Raw genomic sequence first — 15,110 nt, forward strand, 5'->3', positions numbered from 1 at the left:
CATTTTCGTGACGGCTAGATCATCCGCATCGGCAACCATTGCCATGCGGTTCCCCGGCACCGGTTCACGCGCGAAAACATCCATCCGATGAAATCTGAACTTTTCGCTGCCCGACCGGCGGGCGCTTACGGGCCGCTGGGGCCCTTTTCCTTCTTCGCCTGATCGTGATGCCACTTGATGGCGAAGAACATGCCCGTGCCCAACACGATAATCTTGAACGGAAAGAAGACCAAGGGGAACAAATCTACCCAATCCCATTCCATCATCCGAGTATTTCCAGTCTGTTACTTGATACAATCTATCGAGGACAGGGCTACCTCAAAACGGCTGCTTCAACAACGCCAATTCATGCACTCGGGCAGGGGCCTTTTGACGCAGTCCCAGCCGGATCGTTTCATCCAGGGCTCTTGAAGCTTACCCTCGATGTGTTCCTGTGATTGTTTCAGGGGTAGTAAGAAACGCTGAAGCCCCTGAGAAATGGCGCACCCGACAGGATTCGAACCTGTGACCTTTGGAATCGGAATCCAACACTCTATCCAGCTGAGCTACGGGTGCAGCGGTCACGCTTGAATCGCGTGCAGCGGTTGGTTCATACCCCAGCTTTGTTTTCGCATCAATGTCTAAAAATCAGAGATTTGCGAAACGTTGTCTGTTTTTGGGCGGGGTGGGGCGCGGGGCCTGTTTGGGGGTGGTCGCGGGTCTTTCAGCGGCGGTGGGGCGATGCGTCGTTTGACGTATTGTCTTTTTGCCGGAACGGGGTTTCCCTTATAAGTAGTATGTTATTGCCGGGGCGGGCCGCTGTTTTGCCGCTTTCATGAAGAGGCGGCCGGATGAGGGCAACGCCTTTCAAATACGGCGCGTGACGCGATTTTATCCCCTCAAAATTGGCGGGTAAATAGTCATACTTTTTTCGTTGGCCCGGTGGCGATCCGGAGTCCGGGTTTGCTTTTCCAGCGATTAACTGTCAAATTATTATACAATATTAGTATCATCTACATTTATTTGGGATACAGTTTCGTGATGTTGTCGGTTATGATTTCGACAAGGTAAAGGAACGAATCAGGCGGGGGATCGGATGGCTTTGCGATTGGCACACAGCAACGGGCCGCGGACGGAAAAGGCCGAAAGCGGCAGCGCGGAAGCGGCGCATATCACGGCTATCGACTATGGGTTGCTGACGACTGCGATCAGCTATCATTTGCGGCACTCGCAACTTGCCGTGGCAAACGGTTTTGCCGATGTGCTGGCGGAGCAGGGGTTACGGCCGGCCGATTTTTCCGTTCTCGTCATCGTCGGCGGCAATCCGGGTCTCAAGCAGAGCGATGTGGCGGAAGCGCTCGGCATACAGCGCGCCAATTTCGTCGCCATCGTCGATAGCATGGAAGAGAAGGGACTGCTCGTCCGCCGCAAATCGGAAGAGGACAGGCGCGTTCATTTCCTCGACATGACGGAGGAGGGCAGCAGCCTTCTCGACCGGCTTTCCAACACCTGGCGGGATCGCGAGGAAAAGCTGATCGACAGGATCGGCGGCAAGAAGGCCCGCGACCAGCTTCTGGCGCTGCTCGGACGCCTGCGCGACTGAGCTTCGACGAGAGCGGGGCAATCCGGGCGCTGGCCGCCGCAGGGTGCGGCCTGTGCGCTGATATTCCCGTCTTGCCATTGCCTTCGGCACCGGCGACGGTCTTCCTGCGCGGGTCTTTCACGCCAGCCTGATCGGTAGCGGGGCTGAATTGCGTTGCAATTTTCCTGTGAAACCGCCAAGACGCATAAGCATCTTCACGCCTTTGGGCGTGGAACCGCAATCATGCGATCGACTGGAAAGGCCCGGGACGGGAACGCCATGCTGAATATCGATACGAGTCATCCGCTTTATCGTGCCCTGTGGGTCCGGTTGCTCATCGTCGGCTTTTGCGCCGCGTGGGCCGTCATCGAATTCGTCAACCGCGAGTTTTTCTGGGGAACCATCGTTGCCGGCATCGGCGCTTATGCGGCCTATGAATTGCTGCTGAAGTTCAAACCCGCAAGCGATGCTGCCAAGAGCGGAAATGGCGCGGATGAGCCTGCCGCCGAAAGCGCGCCCACCGACAAGAACGATGCGGGCTGAAGCGCTTCCTGTCTTTCGTCTCATGTATTTTACGAGATAAGGCCGTCCGGCGCTTTACCGGAAATGCTCCCGTGCCCGCAGCATCCGTATAGCCTGGTCAATCAGGAGATTGGCCGCGGTCATGCGCAGCGTCGCATTGTGCCGGAACTGCGGTTTCACCCGGTCGGGATGATTGAGGCGGGCAAAGGCGCGGCGCTTTTCCGCAAGCGTTGCGGCCGTGTCGGCGTCGTGGATCGCCAGTTCCGCCGAAACATCGGCAAGCGACGTCCTTTCGAGATGGGCCGGCATGGATTCCGGTTCGGGCGCCGGCTCCGGTTCAGGTGGTGGCGCGGGGTCGGCCAGGAAGGCGAGATAGGCATCGAGATTGCCGTTCGCGGGCGGCGGCGTTTCAATATGTGTATCGATAACGAAGCCCGAGCTGAAACCGGCAATGCGGTGACCGGCGGGCGGTGGGGGCTCCGCGCCTTCCTCTTCCGTTTCTTTTTCGTGTTTCAGCCTGTCGACGACCGACTGGAAGACGGATTGTCCGAAGAGCATGCGGCTTTTCCCTCGCCGGTCTGACTATCCGGCCTTTATGGATCATGAAGGTGGTGTCTGGCTTGCCGCCGTCACGGGCCGGTCAGCTTGCGGCTTTCATCCAGAACCAGATCGTAGAGCAGGCGGGCGCTGGGCGGCAAAACGCGGCCCTTGGTGGTGATGATGCTGTAGGGCTTTACGACGAGTTCGAAATCCGTCGGCAATATCCGGGTTCGGCCGATATCGGCCTGCTGGCCGGCAACGAATTCGGCCATGTCCTGCGCGATCGGGGCGATGGCATCCGTGTTGCAGACAAGCGCAAGGGTGAGCACCACGGATGGTGTGTTGATGACGTTGCGCGGCATGGCGACGCCATGGGTTAGGAAGACATCTTCCATGGTTCTGCGCAGAAGCGCGCCGGGCGGCTGGAAGACCCAGTCGTAACCGGAGAGATCCTGCAGGGTCACGGGCTCGCCGCGAAGCAGCGGGTGGCCTTCGCGCACCACCAGACAGGCGCGCTCTATGCCAATTTCATGGATGGAAAAGAGGCCGGGATCGAAATCGTCCGGTATCCGGCCGATGATGAAATCGTGCCGGGCCGCAAGCAGTTCCCGGGCCAGCACGTTGCTGCTTTCCACCTGCACGTTGATTTCGATTCCGGGATAGGTGTCCATGGCGCGCCTTATGGCGGGAACCACGAGGCTGATCGCAGGTGCTGTGACGGCGCCGATATAAACCGAGCCGCCGCTGCCGGATTTCATCTGGTTCAGCTCGCGGCTCGCCTCGCGCAGTTCCAGCAATATGGTGCGCGCCCGCCGCGCCAGCGCCTCGCCGAATTTCGTCAGCACAACGCCGCGCGAGGCCCGCTGACAAAGGGGTGATTTGACGATCGCCTCCATTTCCGAGAGCATGCGCGAGGCGGCCGGCTGCGTCATGTTCATGGCGGCGGCGGCCGCGCTGACCTGCCCGTGCTCCTCGATCATGACCAGCATGCGCAGGTGGCTCATCTTCAATCCGGCCCGCAGCAAAGGGTTGTCCTCAAAGACGAAAAGGGCATCCGTTGTTTGCGCCTGCTCATACACTTTTTGGTTGTTCATTCGTGGTTTTATACCCCTCATCGGTTTTTGTATCGATTTAATATATCATAATTGATATATGGAAACTGATTTATTCTATTTGACAGTTATATGGATTCAGAACAATTTGCGGAATGCCGGGGAGGAGCGGCAGCTGTTCCATTTCGCAATTGCGAAATCGGAATGAGCGCAATGCGGCTTCTTCCTCTGACGGCATGAATTTCATGGTGCACCGCAGCATGCGGGCTCCAGAGAAGGGCTCAAGGGAGAGAGTTAATGAAGTCCATTATTTCGCTGATGGCGGCTTGTGCCATCGGTGCTGCTTCTTTCGCAGTGCCGGCTTTCGCACAGGACAAGGGTTCCGTTGGTATCGCCATGCCGACCAAGTCGTCCGCACGCTGGATCGACGACGGCAACAACATCGTAAAGCAGCTTCAGGAAGCCGGTTACACGACCGACCTGCAATATGCCGATGACGATATTCCGAACCAGCTTTCCCAGATCGAAAACATGGTCACCAAGGGCGTCAAGGTCCTCGTGATCGCATCGATCGACGGCACGACGCTGTCGGACGTTCTGAAGCAGGCCGGCGAGCAGGGCATCAAGGTCATCGCTTATGACCGCCTGATCCGCAACAGCGGCGACGTCAGCTACTACGCCACCTTCGACAACTTCCAGGTTGGCGTTCTGCAGGCGACTTCGATCGTCGACAAGCTCGGCCTGAAGGACGGCAAGGGCCCGTTCAACATCGAGCTCTTCGGCGGCTCCCCGGACGACAACAACGCCTTCTTCTTCTATGACGGCGCGATGTCGGTTCTCCAGCCTTACATCGACAGCGGCAAGCTCGTCGTGAAGTCCGGCCAGACCGGCATGGACAAGGTCGGTACGCTGCGTTGGGACCCGGCAACGGCCCAGGCCCGCATGGACAACCTGCTGTCGGCCTATTACACCGACGCCAAGGTTGACGCCGTTCTGTCGCCTTACGACGGTCTCTCCATCGGCATCATCTCCTCGCTGAAGGGCGTTGGTTATGGCACGAAGGACCAGCCGCTGCCGGTCGTTTCCGGTCAGGACGCTGAAGTTCCTTCCGTCAAGTCGATCATTGCCGGCGAACAGTACTCCACCATCTTCAAGGACACCCGCGAACTCGCCAAGGTGACCGTGAACATGGTCAACGCCGTGATGGAAGGCAAGGAGCCGGAAGTGAACGACACCAAGACCTATGAAAATGGCGTCAAGGTCGTTCCGTCCTACCTGCTGAAGCCGGTTGCAGTGACCAAGGAGAACTACAAGCAGGTTCTCGTCGATGGCGGTTACTACAAGGAAGACCAGCTGAAATAAGCTCGACACACATGCGGGGATGACTTGGCGTCATCCCCGTTTTCCATAAAAATAAAAACGCCGGAATTAATCGGGCGCTGGATTGCGATATGGCCAATACCATTCTCGAAATGCGGAACATCACCAAGACGTTTCCGGGCGTGAAAGCGCTTGAGAACGTCAACCTCAAGGTTAAAGAGGGTGAGATCCACGCACTCGTCGGTGAGAACGGCGCGGGGAAGTCGACCTTGATGAAGGTCCTTTCCGGTGTTTACCCCGCCGGCACCTATGAGGGCGAAATCCACTATGAAGGCGCTGTGCGGAATTTTCGCGCCATCAACGACAGTGAAGATATTGGTATCATCATCATTCACCAGGAGCTGGCGCTCGTGCCGCTTCTGTCGATTGCGGAAAACATCTTCCTTGGCAACGAGGTCGCTTCGAGCGGCGTCATCAGCTGGCAGCAGACCTTCAACCGTACCCGCGAACTTTTAAAGAAGGTGGGTCTGAAGGAATCGCCGGAGACGCTGATCACCGATATCGGCGTGGGCAAGCAGCAGCTCGTCGAAATCGCCAAGGCGCTGTCGAAGAGCGTGAAGCTGCTCATTCTCGATGAGCCGACGGCTTCGCTCAACGAAAGCGATTCCGAGGCGCTGCTGAACCTGCTGATGGAATTCCGTAAGCAGGGCATGACCTCGATCATCATCACCCACAAGCTCAACGAAGTGCGCAAGGTGGCCGACCAGATCACCGTTTTGCGCGACGGCATGACGGTGAAGACGCTCGACTGTCATAAGGAAGAAATCAGCGAGGATGTCATCATCCGCAACATGGTGGGGCGTGATCTCGAGGATCGTTATCCGCCGCGCGATGTGCCGATCGGCGGGACCATTCTCGAAGTGAAGAACTGGAACGCCTATCACCAGCAGCACCGCGACCGCCAGGTTCTGCACGATATCAACGTTACCGTGCGCAAGGGCGAAGTCGTCGGCATCGCCGGTCTGATGGGTGCCGGGCGCACCGAATTCGCCATGAGCGTGTTTGGCAAGTCCTATGGCCACAAGATCAGCGGCGAAGTGCTGATCGACGGCAAGCCGGTCGATGTCAGCACCGTGCGCAAGGCCATCGATGCCGGTCTCGCCTATGTCACGGAAGACCGCAAGCATCTCGGTCTCGTGCTCAACGACAACATCCTGCACAATACCACGCTTGCCAATCTGGCCGGCGTGTCGAGTGCCAGCATCATCGACGACATCAAGGAAATGAAGGTGGCGAGCGATTTTCGCACGCGCCTGCGCATCCGCTCGTCGGGGATTTTTCAGGAAACGGTCAATCTTTCGGGCGGCAACCAGCAGAAGGTCGTGCTCTCCAAATGGCTGTTCTCCAATCCCGACGTGCTGATCCTCGATGAACCGACCCGCGGTATCGATGTCGGCGCGAAATACGAAATCTACACCATCATCAACCAGCTCGCTGCCGACGGCAAAGGCGTTCTGATGATCTCATCGGAAATGCCCGAACTGCTCGGCAATTGCGACCGCATCTACGTCATGAACGAAGGCCGCATCGTCGCTGAATTGCCGAAGGGAGAGGCGAGCCAGGAAAGCATCATGCGCGCTATCATGCGCTCAGGGGAGAAGAACTCATGAGTTCGGCAAACACCACAAACGAAGAAAGTAACGTCGTCTCGATCTCGTCCTATATTCGCGCCAATATTCGCGAATACGGCATGCTGATCGCGCTCGTCGCCATCATGGTTTTCTTCCAGTTCTACACCGGCGGCATCCTGTTCCGCCCTGTGAACCTGACCAACCTCATCCTGCAGAACTCGTTCATCGTCATCATGGCGCTGGGCATGCTGCTCGTCATCGTGGCCGGGCATATCGACCTTTCGGTCGGCTCCATCGTCGCCTTTGTCGGCGCGATAGCGGCCATATTGACCGTGCAATGGGGCATGAACCCGTTCCTTGCGGCGCTGATTTGTCTCGTCATCGGCGGCATCATCGGTGCTGCACAGGGTTACTGGATCGCCTATCACCGCATCCCGTCCTTCATCGTGACGCTGGCGGGCATGCTGGTGTTCCGCGGCCTGACGCTGTTCGTGCTCGGCGGCAAGAACATCGGTCCGTTCCCGACCGATTTCCAGATCATCAGCACCGGCTTCCTGCCTGATATCGGCGGCATTGAAGGTCTCAACACCACCTCGATGATCCTGACGGTCTTGATTACCGTCGTGCTGTTCTATCTCGCATGGCGCCGTCGCGTCGTGAACGTGAAGCACGGTATCGATGTCGAGCCTTTCGGTTTCTTCATCGCCCAAAACCTTTTGATCTCGGCCGCGATCCTGTTCCTCGGCTACCAGCTTTCCACCTATCGCGGCCTGCCCAACGTGCTGATCGTGATGCTTGTTCTCGTTGCGCTCTACAGCTTCGTGACCCGCCGCACCACCATCGGCCGTCGCATCTACGCCATGGGCGGCAATGAAAAGGCGACCAAGCTTTCCGGTATCAACACCGAACGCCTGAGCTTCCTCACCTTCGTCAACATGGGCGTGCTGGCCGGTCTTGCCGGCATGATCATCGCGACACGCCTCAACTCGGCGACGCCGAAGGCGGGTGTGGGCTTCGAACTTGACGTTATCGCGGCCTGCTTCATCGGTGGCGCTTCGGCATCCGGCGGCGTTGGCAAGATCACCGGTGCGGTCATCGGCGCCTTCATCATGGGCGTCATGAACAACGGCATGTCGATCGTCGGCCTCGGCATCGACTTCCAGCAGATGGTCAAGGGCCTCGTGCTGCTCGCCGCCGTGTTCTTCGACGTTTACAACAAGAACAAGGGCTGATTGCCCAACCCACATAGCAAGTCAAAAAAGTGGCCGGTTTCCGGCCACTTTCATAAGATGCAGGCGTTATGCGCCGCGTAGAAGAGATAAAGGCGCGTTGCGCCGGAGGAAGGAAATCCCGTGCTCATTTCACAGATCAAAGATGCCAGTGGCAAGATCACCGTAGCCGTTCGCGAAGAAGGCGGGCAGGCGCAGGCCGTCAAGGGTGCGGCGTCGGTTTATGCGCTTGCCATGGAAGCCGCCAATGGCGGCAAGAGCCTTGCCTATGTCATTTCCGCCCATGGTCTCGGCGATGTCGTCGATCTCGAAAAGGCCTATGCCGAAGGTCGTTTCCTGCCGCCGATCACCCATCCCGATCCGGCGCATCTGCATCTGACCGGCACGGGCCTCACCCATCTGGGTTCGGCCGCGACCCGCGACAGCATGCACAAGAAGACCACGGAAGCGGCGGAAGAAAGCCTGACGGACTCCATGAAGATGTTCCGCATGGGTCTCGAAAACGGCAAGCCCAAGGCCGGTGAAAAGGGCGTTCAGCCCGAGTGGTTCTACAAAGGCAACGGCCATGTGGCGGCAGCACCGGGTGCGGCTCTCACCTCTCCCTCCTTCGCGCTCGATGGCGGCGAAGAGCCTGAGATGGCCGGCATCTATGTGATCTCCGATAAGGGCGAAGCGGTGCGCATCGGCTTTGCCGTCTCGAACGAGTTTTCCGATCACGTCACCGAGCGGATCAACTATCTCTACCTCGCCCATTCCAAACTGCGCCCGGCAAGCTTCGGCCCGGAAATCCGCGTCGGCGCTCCGCCGTCGGATATTCGTGGCACCTCGCGCATCCGCCGCGGCGACAAGGTCATTTTCGAAAAGCCGTTCGTTTCGGGTGAGGACAACATGTCTCACACCTTTGCGAACCTCGAATATCACCACTTCAAATACGGCCTGTTCCGCGCGCCCGGCGACGTGCATGTGCACATGTTCGGCACTGCGACGCTCTCCTTCGCAGAAGGCATCAAGCCGGAAGCGGGCGACGTCTTCGAGATCGAAGCCGCCGGTTTCGGCCTGCCGCTGAGAAACCCGCTGGCCGTGGATGCGGAAGAAGAGATCACCGTTCGTCAGATATGATCTGCGGACTGCGCGTGAAAAATGGTCGGGGGTGGGTCATCCCTCCCTCGACGTCATCCTTGGGCTTGTCCCGAGGACCTGCGACCGATTGATTTTAAGCGACGTGGATAGATCCTCGGGACGAGCCCGAGGATGCGCAAAATGATACCTCTTTCATCCCGTTATCCCTTTGTGTGTCGGGCAACTGTCAGGCGCTTGCCTCACCCGAACCCCCACAGCTTGCCTTCAGGTGGGAAACATCCGCCAAAGCAATAACGGATCGACTTTGCCAATAGTCATCTTGTCTTAGGTGGGTAATGCTTCCAGACCGCGCCGGAAAGCTGACATAGCCGGCGCTTTCTATTGGCATCTTGATCCATGCTGCGATGACGAAGGTAAGGGCAAAGCCATTGGTAACGATGATCTGTGTTGGGCATGGCCGCGAAATAATGGTGTTAACAGAGCGATACACTCTTTCCGCCACCTCACGTCTCGTTTCGGCATCGGCGATTCCGCCTCGGTGATCCATCCGATTGTGGTCCTGAGCGGGGATTTGGCGGGCGTCGAGCCATTCCTGTGGCATGCCGCCAGCCGAACCGTAGCTGATTTCTCGCAGGTCATTTGTGATTTCAAAAGGGCGCTTGAGATGTTCAGCAACGATTGCCGCAGTCTGGGAGGCCCGGAGAAGATCGGAGCTGAAGATTTCAATTGATGCACTGCCAATCAAGGTCATAAGCTTAGCAGCTGTTGCTTCCGCATCTGCCACACCTTTGGGTGTCAGCTCGGTGTCATACCAACCCCCGACCTTGTTTTCGACATGGTGGATGGACTGAGTGTGCGTGACGACAAAAATGTTCTTCATAGCGTTTCTTCCGGGTATTGGGCTTATCCAAACCCCCACAGCTTGCCTTCCCCAACCTCCACCGAATTACCAGCCGGATCGCGGATATAGACGGAATAGCTGTCATTCGGCCAGCGGTGATAGTGTTCGATGGGAATTCCGAGCGCTTCGAAGTGCGCCTTCCAGCCGTCCACCCCCGACTTGTCCCTGGCGTAAAAGCAGAAATGACCTTGCCCCACCGCACCGTGGCGGGGGATGGGATTGTCGGGGTCGGCCCGGCGGGATTGCTCGGGGTCGAAGAGCAGCAGCATCTGCTGCCCGCATCGGAAGAAGATGAATTGCCCCGGCAGCCTGCGTACCACTTCCAGCCCGAAAACATCCCGGTAAAAGACTTCGGCGGCGTCGAGGTCGTCGGTGTAGAGCGCGGTTTCCATAATGGCGGTTGGCGGTTGCATGGTTCCTCCCGGCGGTTCAGGGGTTTCCGGCGGCGGATCGCGGCGGAAACCTATTTGTCTATTGTGTAGGTCAGCACCGTCAGGTCGTGTTTGCCGACGCCACGTTCCAGAACGGTCCAGCCGCAGTTGACATAATAGGCTTCGAGACCCCGCTGGCAGCAGAGATAGCTGGTCTCGTGGCCAAGTTCGGCTGCCCTTTGCGTCGCGGCCTGCATCAAGGCTCGCGCCACGCCCGAGCGCCGGCGGTCTTCTTCCACCCACAGGGCTGCGACCCAGGGCAGATATTGCGGACGTTCTTCCAGATCGCAATGGATGAGGAATGCGGAGCCGACATAATCGCTGCCGTCATGGGCGACGAAGCCGGTGGGCAGCGTATGGGGGTTGGTCATGTCCTTCAGGTGCTCGGCGACGTCGCCCACCTGAAGGCCGCTATCCTGCCACCATGCCGTCCAGACCCGTTCGGCGATGACGGGTCCATGCGACTGGCAGTCGCGATAGTCGGAAATGCTGTACAAAGCCGTCTCCCGGCCGGCTTTCCTCCCGCAGGCTGAAGCCGGATCATGCTTTCAAATCGATGCGGGGATTAAACCGGGTGGGACGGGGTTTCGCAACCGTCAAGTTGTCGCGCGGGGTCAGGGTTTCGTTGCCGTCACATGCAGCCATGCGGTCGGGAGCTTGTCATAACCGCTGCCCTGCCTCGCCTCGATCTCCACCACCGCCCAATCAAACTGTCCGTAAACGTCTTCCAGCCAGGGCTTCGAAGGGTAATTATAATAACGGCCGAACATGTCGCGGCCTTCCGCTTCTCCCGCCTTGAAGCTGGCATAAAAAACGCCACCCCGTTTCAGCGCGGTGTGGATGCGGCCGATGATGCCCGGCAGGGCAGGGCGAGGCACATGCAGCAGGCAGGCATTGGCCCAGACGCCGCCATATCGCGCACTCTCATCGATATTCTCGAACAGCAATGTCCGGACGGGAATGCCGAGCCGGGCTTGCGCCGCTTTGGCGATTTCAGGCGTTCCGTCGGTGGGGTGGACATCGTAACCGGCGGCCAGCATGAATTCGCTGTCCTGCCCGCCGCCGCATCCCAGCTCGAGAATGCTTGCACCCTCTTGCAGCCGCGTCAGGAATGTTTCCAGATGCGGGCGATCCGCCGCCTGCCCGCGCGAGGTATAGGCCGCAGCGTTACCCGTGTAAAAGCCGATTGTGTCGTCGTCCCTGCCAGTCATCGTGTCAGCTCTGCGACTGGCTCTGGCCCTGCGATTGCTGCACGGTGACCGACACATTCAGGGTCTCACCGGCGGGGCCGATGCGCATGCCCGATATCGGCGCGCAATCGCGGTAGCAGAGGCCCGATGCGATGCGCACATAGCGGTCGTCGGGGCAGATATTGTTGGCGGCGTCGAAACCCACCCAGCCGAGCCCCTGAAGATGCACTTCGGCCCAGGCATGGGTGGCCGTCTGTTCCTCCACCTCTTCCATCATCAGATAACCGGAAACGTAACGGGCGGGCAGGCCCATCAGCCGGGCGGCGGAAGTCAGGATATGGGCGTGGTCCTGGCAGACGCCCTTGCCCGCTTCCAGCGCCGTTTCCGCCGTGGTTTCGATATCGGTTGCGCCCGGCACATACTCTACCTTGCGGTGAATATTTTCCATCAGGTCATGCAGGCGGGCCAGCTCGCTGTCGCCGGCGCTCACCTTCACCAGTTCGCGCACGAGCTTTCCGGGTTTGGTGCGCGGCGTCTCGCGCAGGAAAAGCCACAGCGGCGCATTGCCGATGTGGTAACCGAACACGCCGGCCTTGTCCTCGGTGTTCACGGTGCCGCTCGCCACCACCTTCACCCGCTGCTGCGGGCCTTCGGTTTCCACCAGCGCAACACGGTTGCCGAAGTGGTCGTCATAGGTCACTTCGACGGTGGCGCCATCGACCGAGACATCCCAGTTCTCCACCGTCTGGCCGGGGCCGGTCTGCGGCCTCAGGCGCAGCCGCTGCAACGCATAGGGCATCGGCTCGTCATAGACATATTCCGTCGTATGGGTGATTTTCAGACGCATAAGCTGTCCCCGTCCACGCGCTTATTGATAGAAGCGGTAGCCTTCCGTGATTTCCTGTCCCAATTGTCCGTTGCGGTTGACAAATCTCTCCAGAAATTCGTGCAAGCCTTCATCCATCACCCGGCTGATGGTGGTCGCGCGCAGGCTGTCGCGAATGCTCTCGGCCGTGTCGTGCGCCTTGTGCCTCTCGCTGTAATCCTCGGCGATGTAATTGAGGTTGCTGGCGATCTTTTCATAACAATAGGCCAGCGAGCGCGGCATGCGGCCATTGAGAATGAGGAAGTCGGCAATATTGGCCGGCTTGTATTCCGCATCATAGACCCAGCCATAGGAGCGGTGCGCCGAAACCGAACGCAGGATGGATTCCCACTGCGCATTGTCGAGTGAGGAGCCGACATGGGCCACCGCCGGCAGCAGCACGTAATATTTGACGTCGAGAATACGGGCCGTGTTGTCGGCGCGCTCGATGAAGGTGCCGATGCGGGAGAAGTTATAGAGATCGTTGCGCAGCATCGAACCGTGGAAGGCGCCGCGCACCAGACCGGCGCGATGTTTGATGACATCGATGGTCTGCGGCAGTTCGGCATGGTTGAGCTTGCGACCGAGAATGTTCTTCAGCTCGATCCAGAATTCGTTGGTGGCTTCCCATGTCTCGCGCGTCAGCGCCGTGCGCACCATGCGGGCATTGTTGCGGCCCGCCTCGATGCAGGACATGACGCTGGAAGGGTTCGATTTTTCCCGAAGCAGATAATCGATCGCGTCCGCCGCCGTCACCTTCTTGTGCATTTCAAGGAAGGCTTCGCGCACGCCCGCACTTTGCAGCACGCCATCCCAGTCCTCATCACCGCTGCCGGAGCGCGTCAATGAAACGCGCAGGCCCGCATCGATCAGCCGGGCGATGTTTTCAGCGCGCTCGATGTACCGGAACATCCAGTAGAGCCCGTTTGCCGTTCTGCCCAGCATGGCTTAATCCTCCAGTACCCAGGTATCCTTGGTGCCGCCGCCCTGGCTGGAATTGACCACCAGCGAGCCCTTTTTCAGCGCCACGCGGGTCAGGCCGCCGGGAATGATCTGCACCTTGTCCGAGACGAGCACATAGGGGCGCAGATCGACATGGCGCGGCGCAATGCCGTTCTTCACCATGATCGGCACGGTGGACAGCGACAGCGTCGGCTGCGCGATGTAATTGGCGGGACGGGCTTTGAGCTTTTCCGCAAACAGCGTCCGCTCGCGTTTCGTCGCCGTGGGGCCGACCAGCATGCCGTAACCGCCCGAACCGTGAACTTCCTTGACGACGAGATCGGCGAGGTTGTCCAGCACGTATTTCAGGCTGTCCGGCTCCGAACAGCGCCAGGTCGGCACGTTTTCCAGAAGCGGTTTGCGGCCGGTATAGAACTCGACGATCTCAGGCATGTAGGAATAGATCGCCTTGTCGTCGGAAATGCCGGTGCCGGGGGCATTGGCGATGGTGATGTTGCCGGCGCGGTAGACATCCATGATGCCGGGAACACCGAGCGCCGAATCCGGCCGGAAGGTCAGCGGGTCGAGGAAGTCGTCATCAACGCGGCGGTAAAGCACGTCGATGGCCTCATAACCGCGGGTGGTGCGCATCTTGACCTTGCCGTCCATGACGCGCAGGTCGGAACCTTCCACCAGTTCCACGCCCATCATGTCGGCGAGGAAGGAATGTTCGTAATAGGCGGAATTATAGATGCCGGGCGTCAAAACCGCCACACGCGGCTTGCCGGAACAGCCGGGCGGTGCGAGCGAGGCGAGCGACTGGCGCAGCAGATAGGGGTAATCCTCCACCCGGCGCACCCGGTTTTCATGGAAGAGCTCCGGGAACATCTGCATCATCGTTTCGCGGTTTTCCAGCATGTAGCTGACGCCGGACGGTGTGCGGGCATTGTCTTCCAGAACGTAGAACTGGTCTTCGCCGGTGCGGACGATATCCGTGCCGACGATATGGGTATAGACGCCGCCGGGTGGGGTGAAGCCGATCATTTCCGGCAGGAAGGCTTCGTTTTTCTCGATGATTTCGCGGGGAATGCGCCCGGCGCGGATGATTTCCTGTTTGTGGTAGATATCGTCGAGGAAAGCATTGAGGGCGAGGACGCGTTGTTCGATGCCCTGGGCCAGTTTGCGCCACTCCCGTCCGGAGATGATGCGCGGGATGATATCGAAGGGGATCAGTTTTTCTGAACTGTCGGCATGGCCATAGACTGCGAAAGTAATACCGGTTTTTCGAAAGATGTTTTCCGCGTCTTTTGATTTCTGGATCAGGTGCGCCCTGTCCTGTCGGCTGTACCACTCGTTATAGTTTTCATATGGGCTTCGCGGCGTGTCGTCCGCATTTATCATTTCGTCAAATGCCAACTTCGATGTCCCCTTTTTTGCCATATGAATACAACGCTAAATGCAATGCAAGAACTATGCAGGCCTCCCCGAGAAGATTTTTTACCGCCCTAGAGTTTTAAAAAAGAAGCGTTTTTTCGGTTTCAGCCTATAAATGCGGCATTAGAAAATTGGTTGCGCGGGGACGAGGCGCGTATTGGGGTGGCGGCACTGTGTGCGCCGTGGGCGAATGCATAAATTTTAGTCGCTCGCTTTCGGTTGATGAATATCGGGCGTCGCATCAGAAAATCTGAAAGATGTGATCACGAAAACGCCTTTGACCTTTCGTCGGGATGCGGATACCGCCTTGCTGAATACCCGGCTCGATCTTTCGCCGGTTTGCGTGAAGCCGCAGAAATATCAATTCGCCGCCTTTCCCGCACCGTGTCCGGTTACGGGCATGGTGCGGCAC

16 protein-coding genes and 1 tRNA gene are annotated in these 15,110 nt (G+C 58.6%); 6 read left to right on the top strand and 11 right to left on the bottom strand.

Annotated features, from left to right (window positions below; genetic code table 11):
* Positions 1–125: 125 nt before the first annotated feature.
* Together BTE54_RS24590 and BTE54_RS05405 are read right to left on the bottom strand one after the other, a co-directional pair.
* Positions 126–266 (bottom strand): hypothetical protein, encoded by a 141-nt coding sequence (locus BTE54_RS24590; protein ID WP_104679577.1) that lies wholly within the window; start codon positions 264–266, stop codon positions 126–128.
* Positions 267–478: 212 nt separating this feature from the next.
* Positions 479–555: transfer RNA gene (locus tag BTE54_RS05405), tRNA-Arg, on the bottom strand.
* Between the two features lie 520 nt (positions 556–1,075).
* Between BTE54_RS05405 and BTE54_RS05410 the strand changes: the two genes are divergently transcribed.
* Both BTE54_RS05410 and BTE54_RS05415 read left to right on the top strand, forming a co-directional pair.
* Positions 1,076–1,582, top strand: a complete 507-nt coding sequence (locus tag BTE54_RS05410) for a MarR family winged helix-turn-helix transcriptional regulator (protein WP_003520548.1) — start codon at positions 1,076–1,078, stop codon at positions 1,580–1,582.
* Positions 1,583–1,840: 258 nt separating this feature from the next.
* Positions 1,841–2,104, top strand: a complete 264-nt coding sequence (locus BTE54_RS05415; RefSeq protein ID WP_078051711.1) for a hypothetical protein — start codon at positions 1,841–1,843, stop codon at positions 2,102–2,104.
* A 54-nt stretch (positions 2,105–2,158) separates the two neighbouring features.
* Here the strand turns inward: BTE54_RS05415 and BTE54_RS05420 are convergent, their stop codons facing one another.
* Together BTE54_RS05420 and BTE54_RS05425 are read right to left on the bottom strand one after the other, a co-directional pair.
* Positions 2,159–2,641, bottom strand: a complete 483-nt coding sequence (locus BTE54_RS05420) for a hypothetical protein (RefSeq protein ID WP_078051712.1) — start codon at positions 2,639–2,641, stop codon at positions 2,159–2,161.
* 71 nt (positions 2,642–2,712) lie between these two features.
* Entirely contained in the window at positions 2,713–3,717 is a 1,005-nt protein-coding gene (locus tag BTE54_RS05425) for a LysR family transcriptional regulator (protein WP_020808912.1), read from the bottom strand.
* A 255-nt stretch (positions 3,718–3,972) separates the two neighbouring features.
* Here BTE54_RS05425 and chvE point away from each other — a divergent pair, with 255 nt between their 5' ends.
* From chvE to araD1, 4 genes are all read left to right on the top strand, one after another.
* Positions 3,973–5,037 (top strand): sugar ABC transporter substrate-binding protein ChvE, encoded by a 1,065-nt coding sequence (gene chvE, locus BTE54_RS05435; protein ID WP_065655068.1) that lies wholly within the window; start codon positions 3,973–3,975, stop codon positions 5,035–5,037.
* A gap of 89 nt (positions 5,038–5,126) precedes the next feature.
* Positions 5,127–6,665 carry a sugar ABC transporter ATP-binding protein GguA gene (gguA, locus tag BTE54_RS05440; RefSeq protein ID WP_078051714.1) on the top strand — a complete coding sequence of 513 codons (1,539 nt, stop codon included), beginning with the start codon at positions 5,127–5,129 and terminating at the stop codon, positions 6,663–6,665.
* The gene (gene gguB / locus BTE54_RS05445; RefSeq protein ID WP_078051715.1) at positions 6,662–7,858 is read left to right on the top strand and encodes a sugar ABC transporter permease GguB; all 1,197 of its coding nucleotides are present in this window, start codon (positions 6,662–6,664) and stop codon (positions 7,856–7,858) included. The genes gguA and gguB overlap by 4 nt, the downstream gene beginning before the upstream one ends.
* 120 nt (positions 7,859–7,978) lie before the next feature.
* Complete coding sequence (gene araD1 / locus BTE54_RS05450; protein ID WP_078051716.1) at positions 7,979–8,974, top strand: 2-keto-3-deoxy-L-arabinonate dehydratase AraD1; 996 nt, start codon at positions 7,979–7,981, stop codon at positions 8,972–8,974.
* 187 nt (positions 8,975–9,161) lie between these two features.
* Here the strand turns inward: araD1 and BTE54_RS05455 are convergent, their stop codons facing one another.
* The 7 genes from BTE54_RS05455 to BTE54_RS05485 form a co-directional block, all read right to left on the bottom strand.
* The gene (locus tag BTE54_RS05455; protein WP_078051717.1) at positions 9,162–9,815 is read right to left on the bottom strand and encodes a histidine phosphatase family protein; all 654 of its coding nucleotides are present in this window, start codon (positions 9,813–9,815) and stop codon (positions 9,162–9,164) included.
* Between the two features lie 23 nt (positions 9,816–9,838).
* Positions 9,839–10,249, bottom strand: a complete 411-nt coding sequence (locus BTE54_RS05460; protein ID WP_078051718.1) for a VOC family protein — start codon at positions 10,247–10,249, stop codon at positions 9,839–9,841.
* A gap of 50 nt (positions 10,250–10,299) precedes the next feature.
* Positions 10,300–10,764 carry a GNAT family N-acetyltransferase gene (locus tag BTE54_RS05465; RefSeq protein WP_065655063.1) on the bottom strand — a complete coding sequence of 155 codons (465 nt, stop codon included), beginning with the start codon at positions 10,762–10,764 and terminating at the stop codon, positions 10,300–10,302.
* Positions 10,765–10,881: 117 nt separating this feature from the next.
* Entirely contained in the window at positions 10,882–11,478 is a 597-nt protein-coding gene (locus BTE54_RS05470) for a class I SAM-dependent methyltransferase (protein WP_078051719.1), read from the bottom strand.
* Positions 11,479–11,482: 4 nt separating this feature from the next.
* The gene (locus tag BTE54_RS05475; RefSeq protein WP_078051720.1) at positions 11,483–12,304 is read right to left on the bottom strand and encodes a transglutaminase family protein; all 822 of its coding nucleotides are present in this window, start codon (positions 12,302–12,304) and stop codon (positions 11,483–11,485) included.
* A gap of 21 nt (positions 12,305–12,325) precedes the next feature.
* Positions 12,326–13,267: an alpha-E domain-containing protein gene (locus BTE54_RS05480; protein WP_065655060.1), complete on the bottom strand. Its 942-nt coding sequence runs from the start codon at positions 13,265–13,267 to the stop codon at positions 12,326–12,328.
* 3 nt (positions 13,268–13,270) lie between these two features.
* Complete coding sequence (locus BTE54_RS05485) at positions 13,271–14,680, bottom strand: circularly permuted type 2 ATP-grasp protein (RefSeq protein WP_065655059.1); 1,410 nt, start codon at positions 14,678–14,680, stop codon at positions 13,271–13,273.
* Positions 14,681–15,110: the final 430 nt, after the last annotated feature.

The organism is Agrobacterium sp. YIC 4121 (assembly GCF_002008205.1).
GTDB lineage: Bacteria > Pseudomonadota > Alphaproteobacteria > Rhizobiales > Rhizobiaceae > Agrobacterium > Agrobacterium leguminum.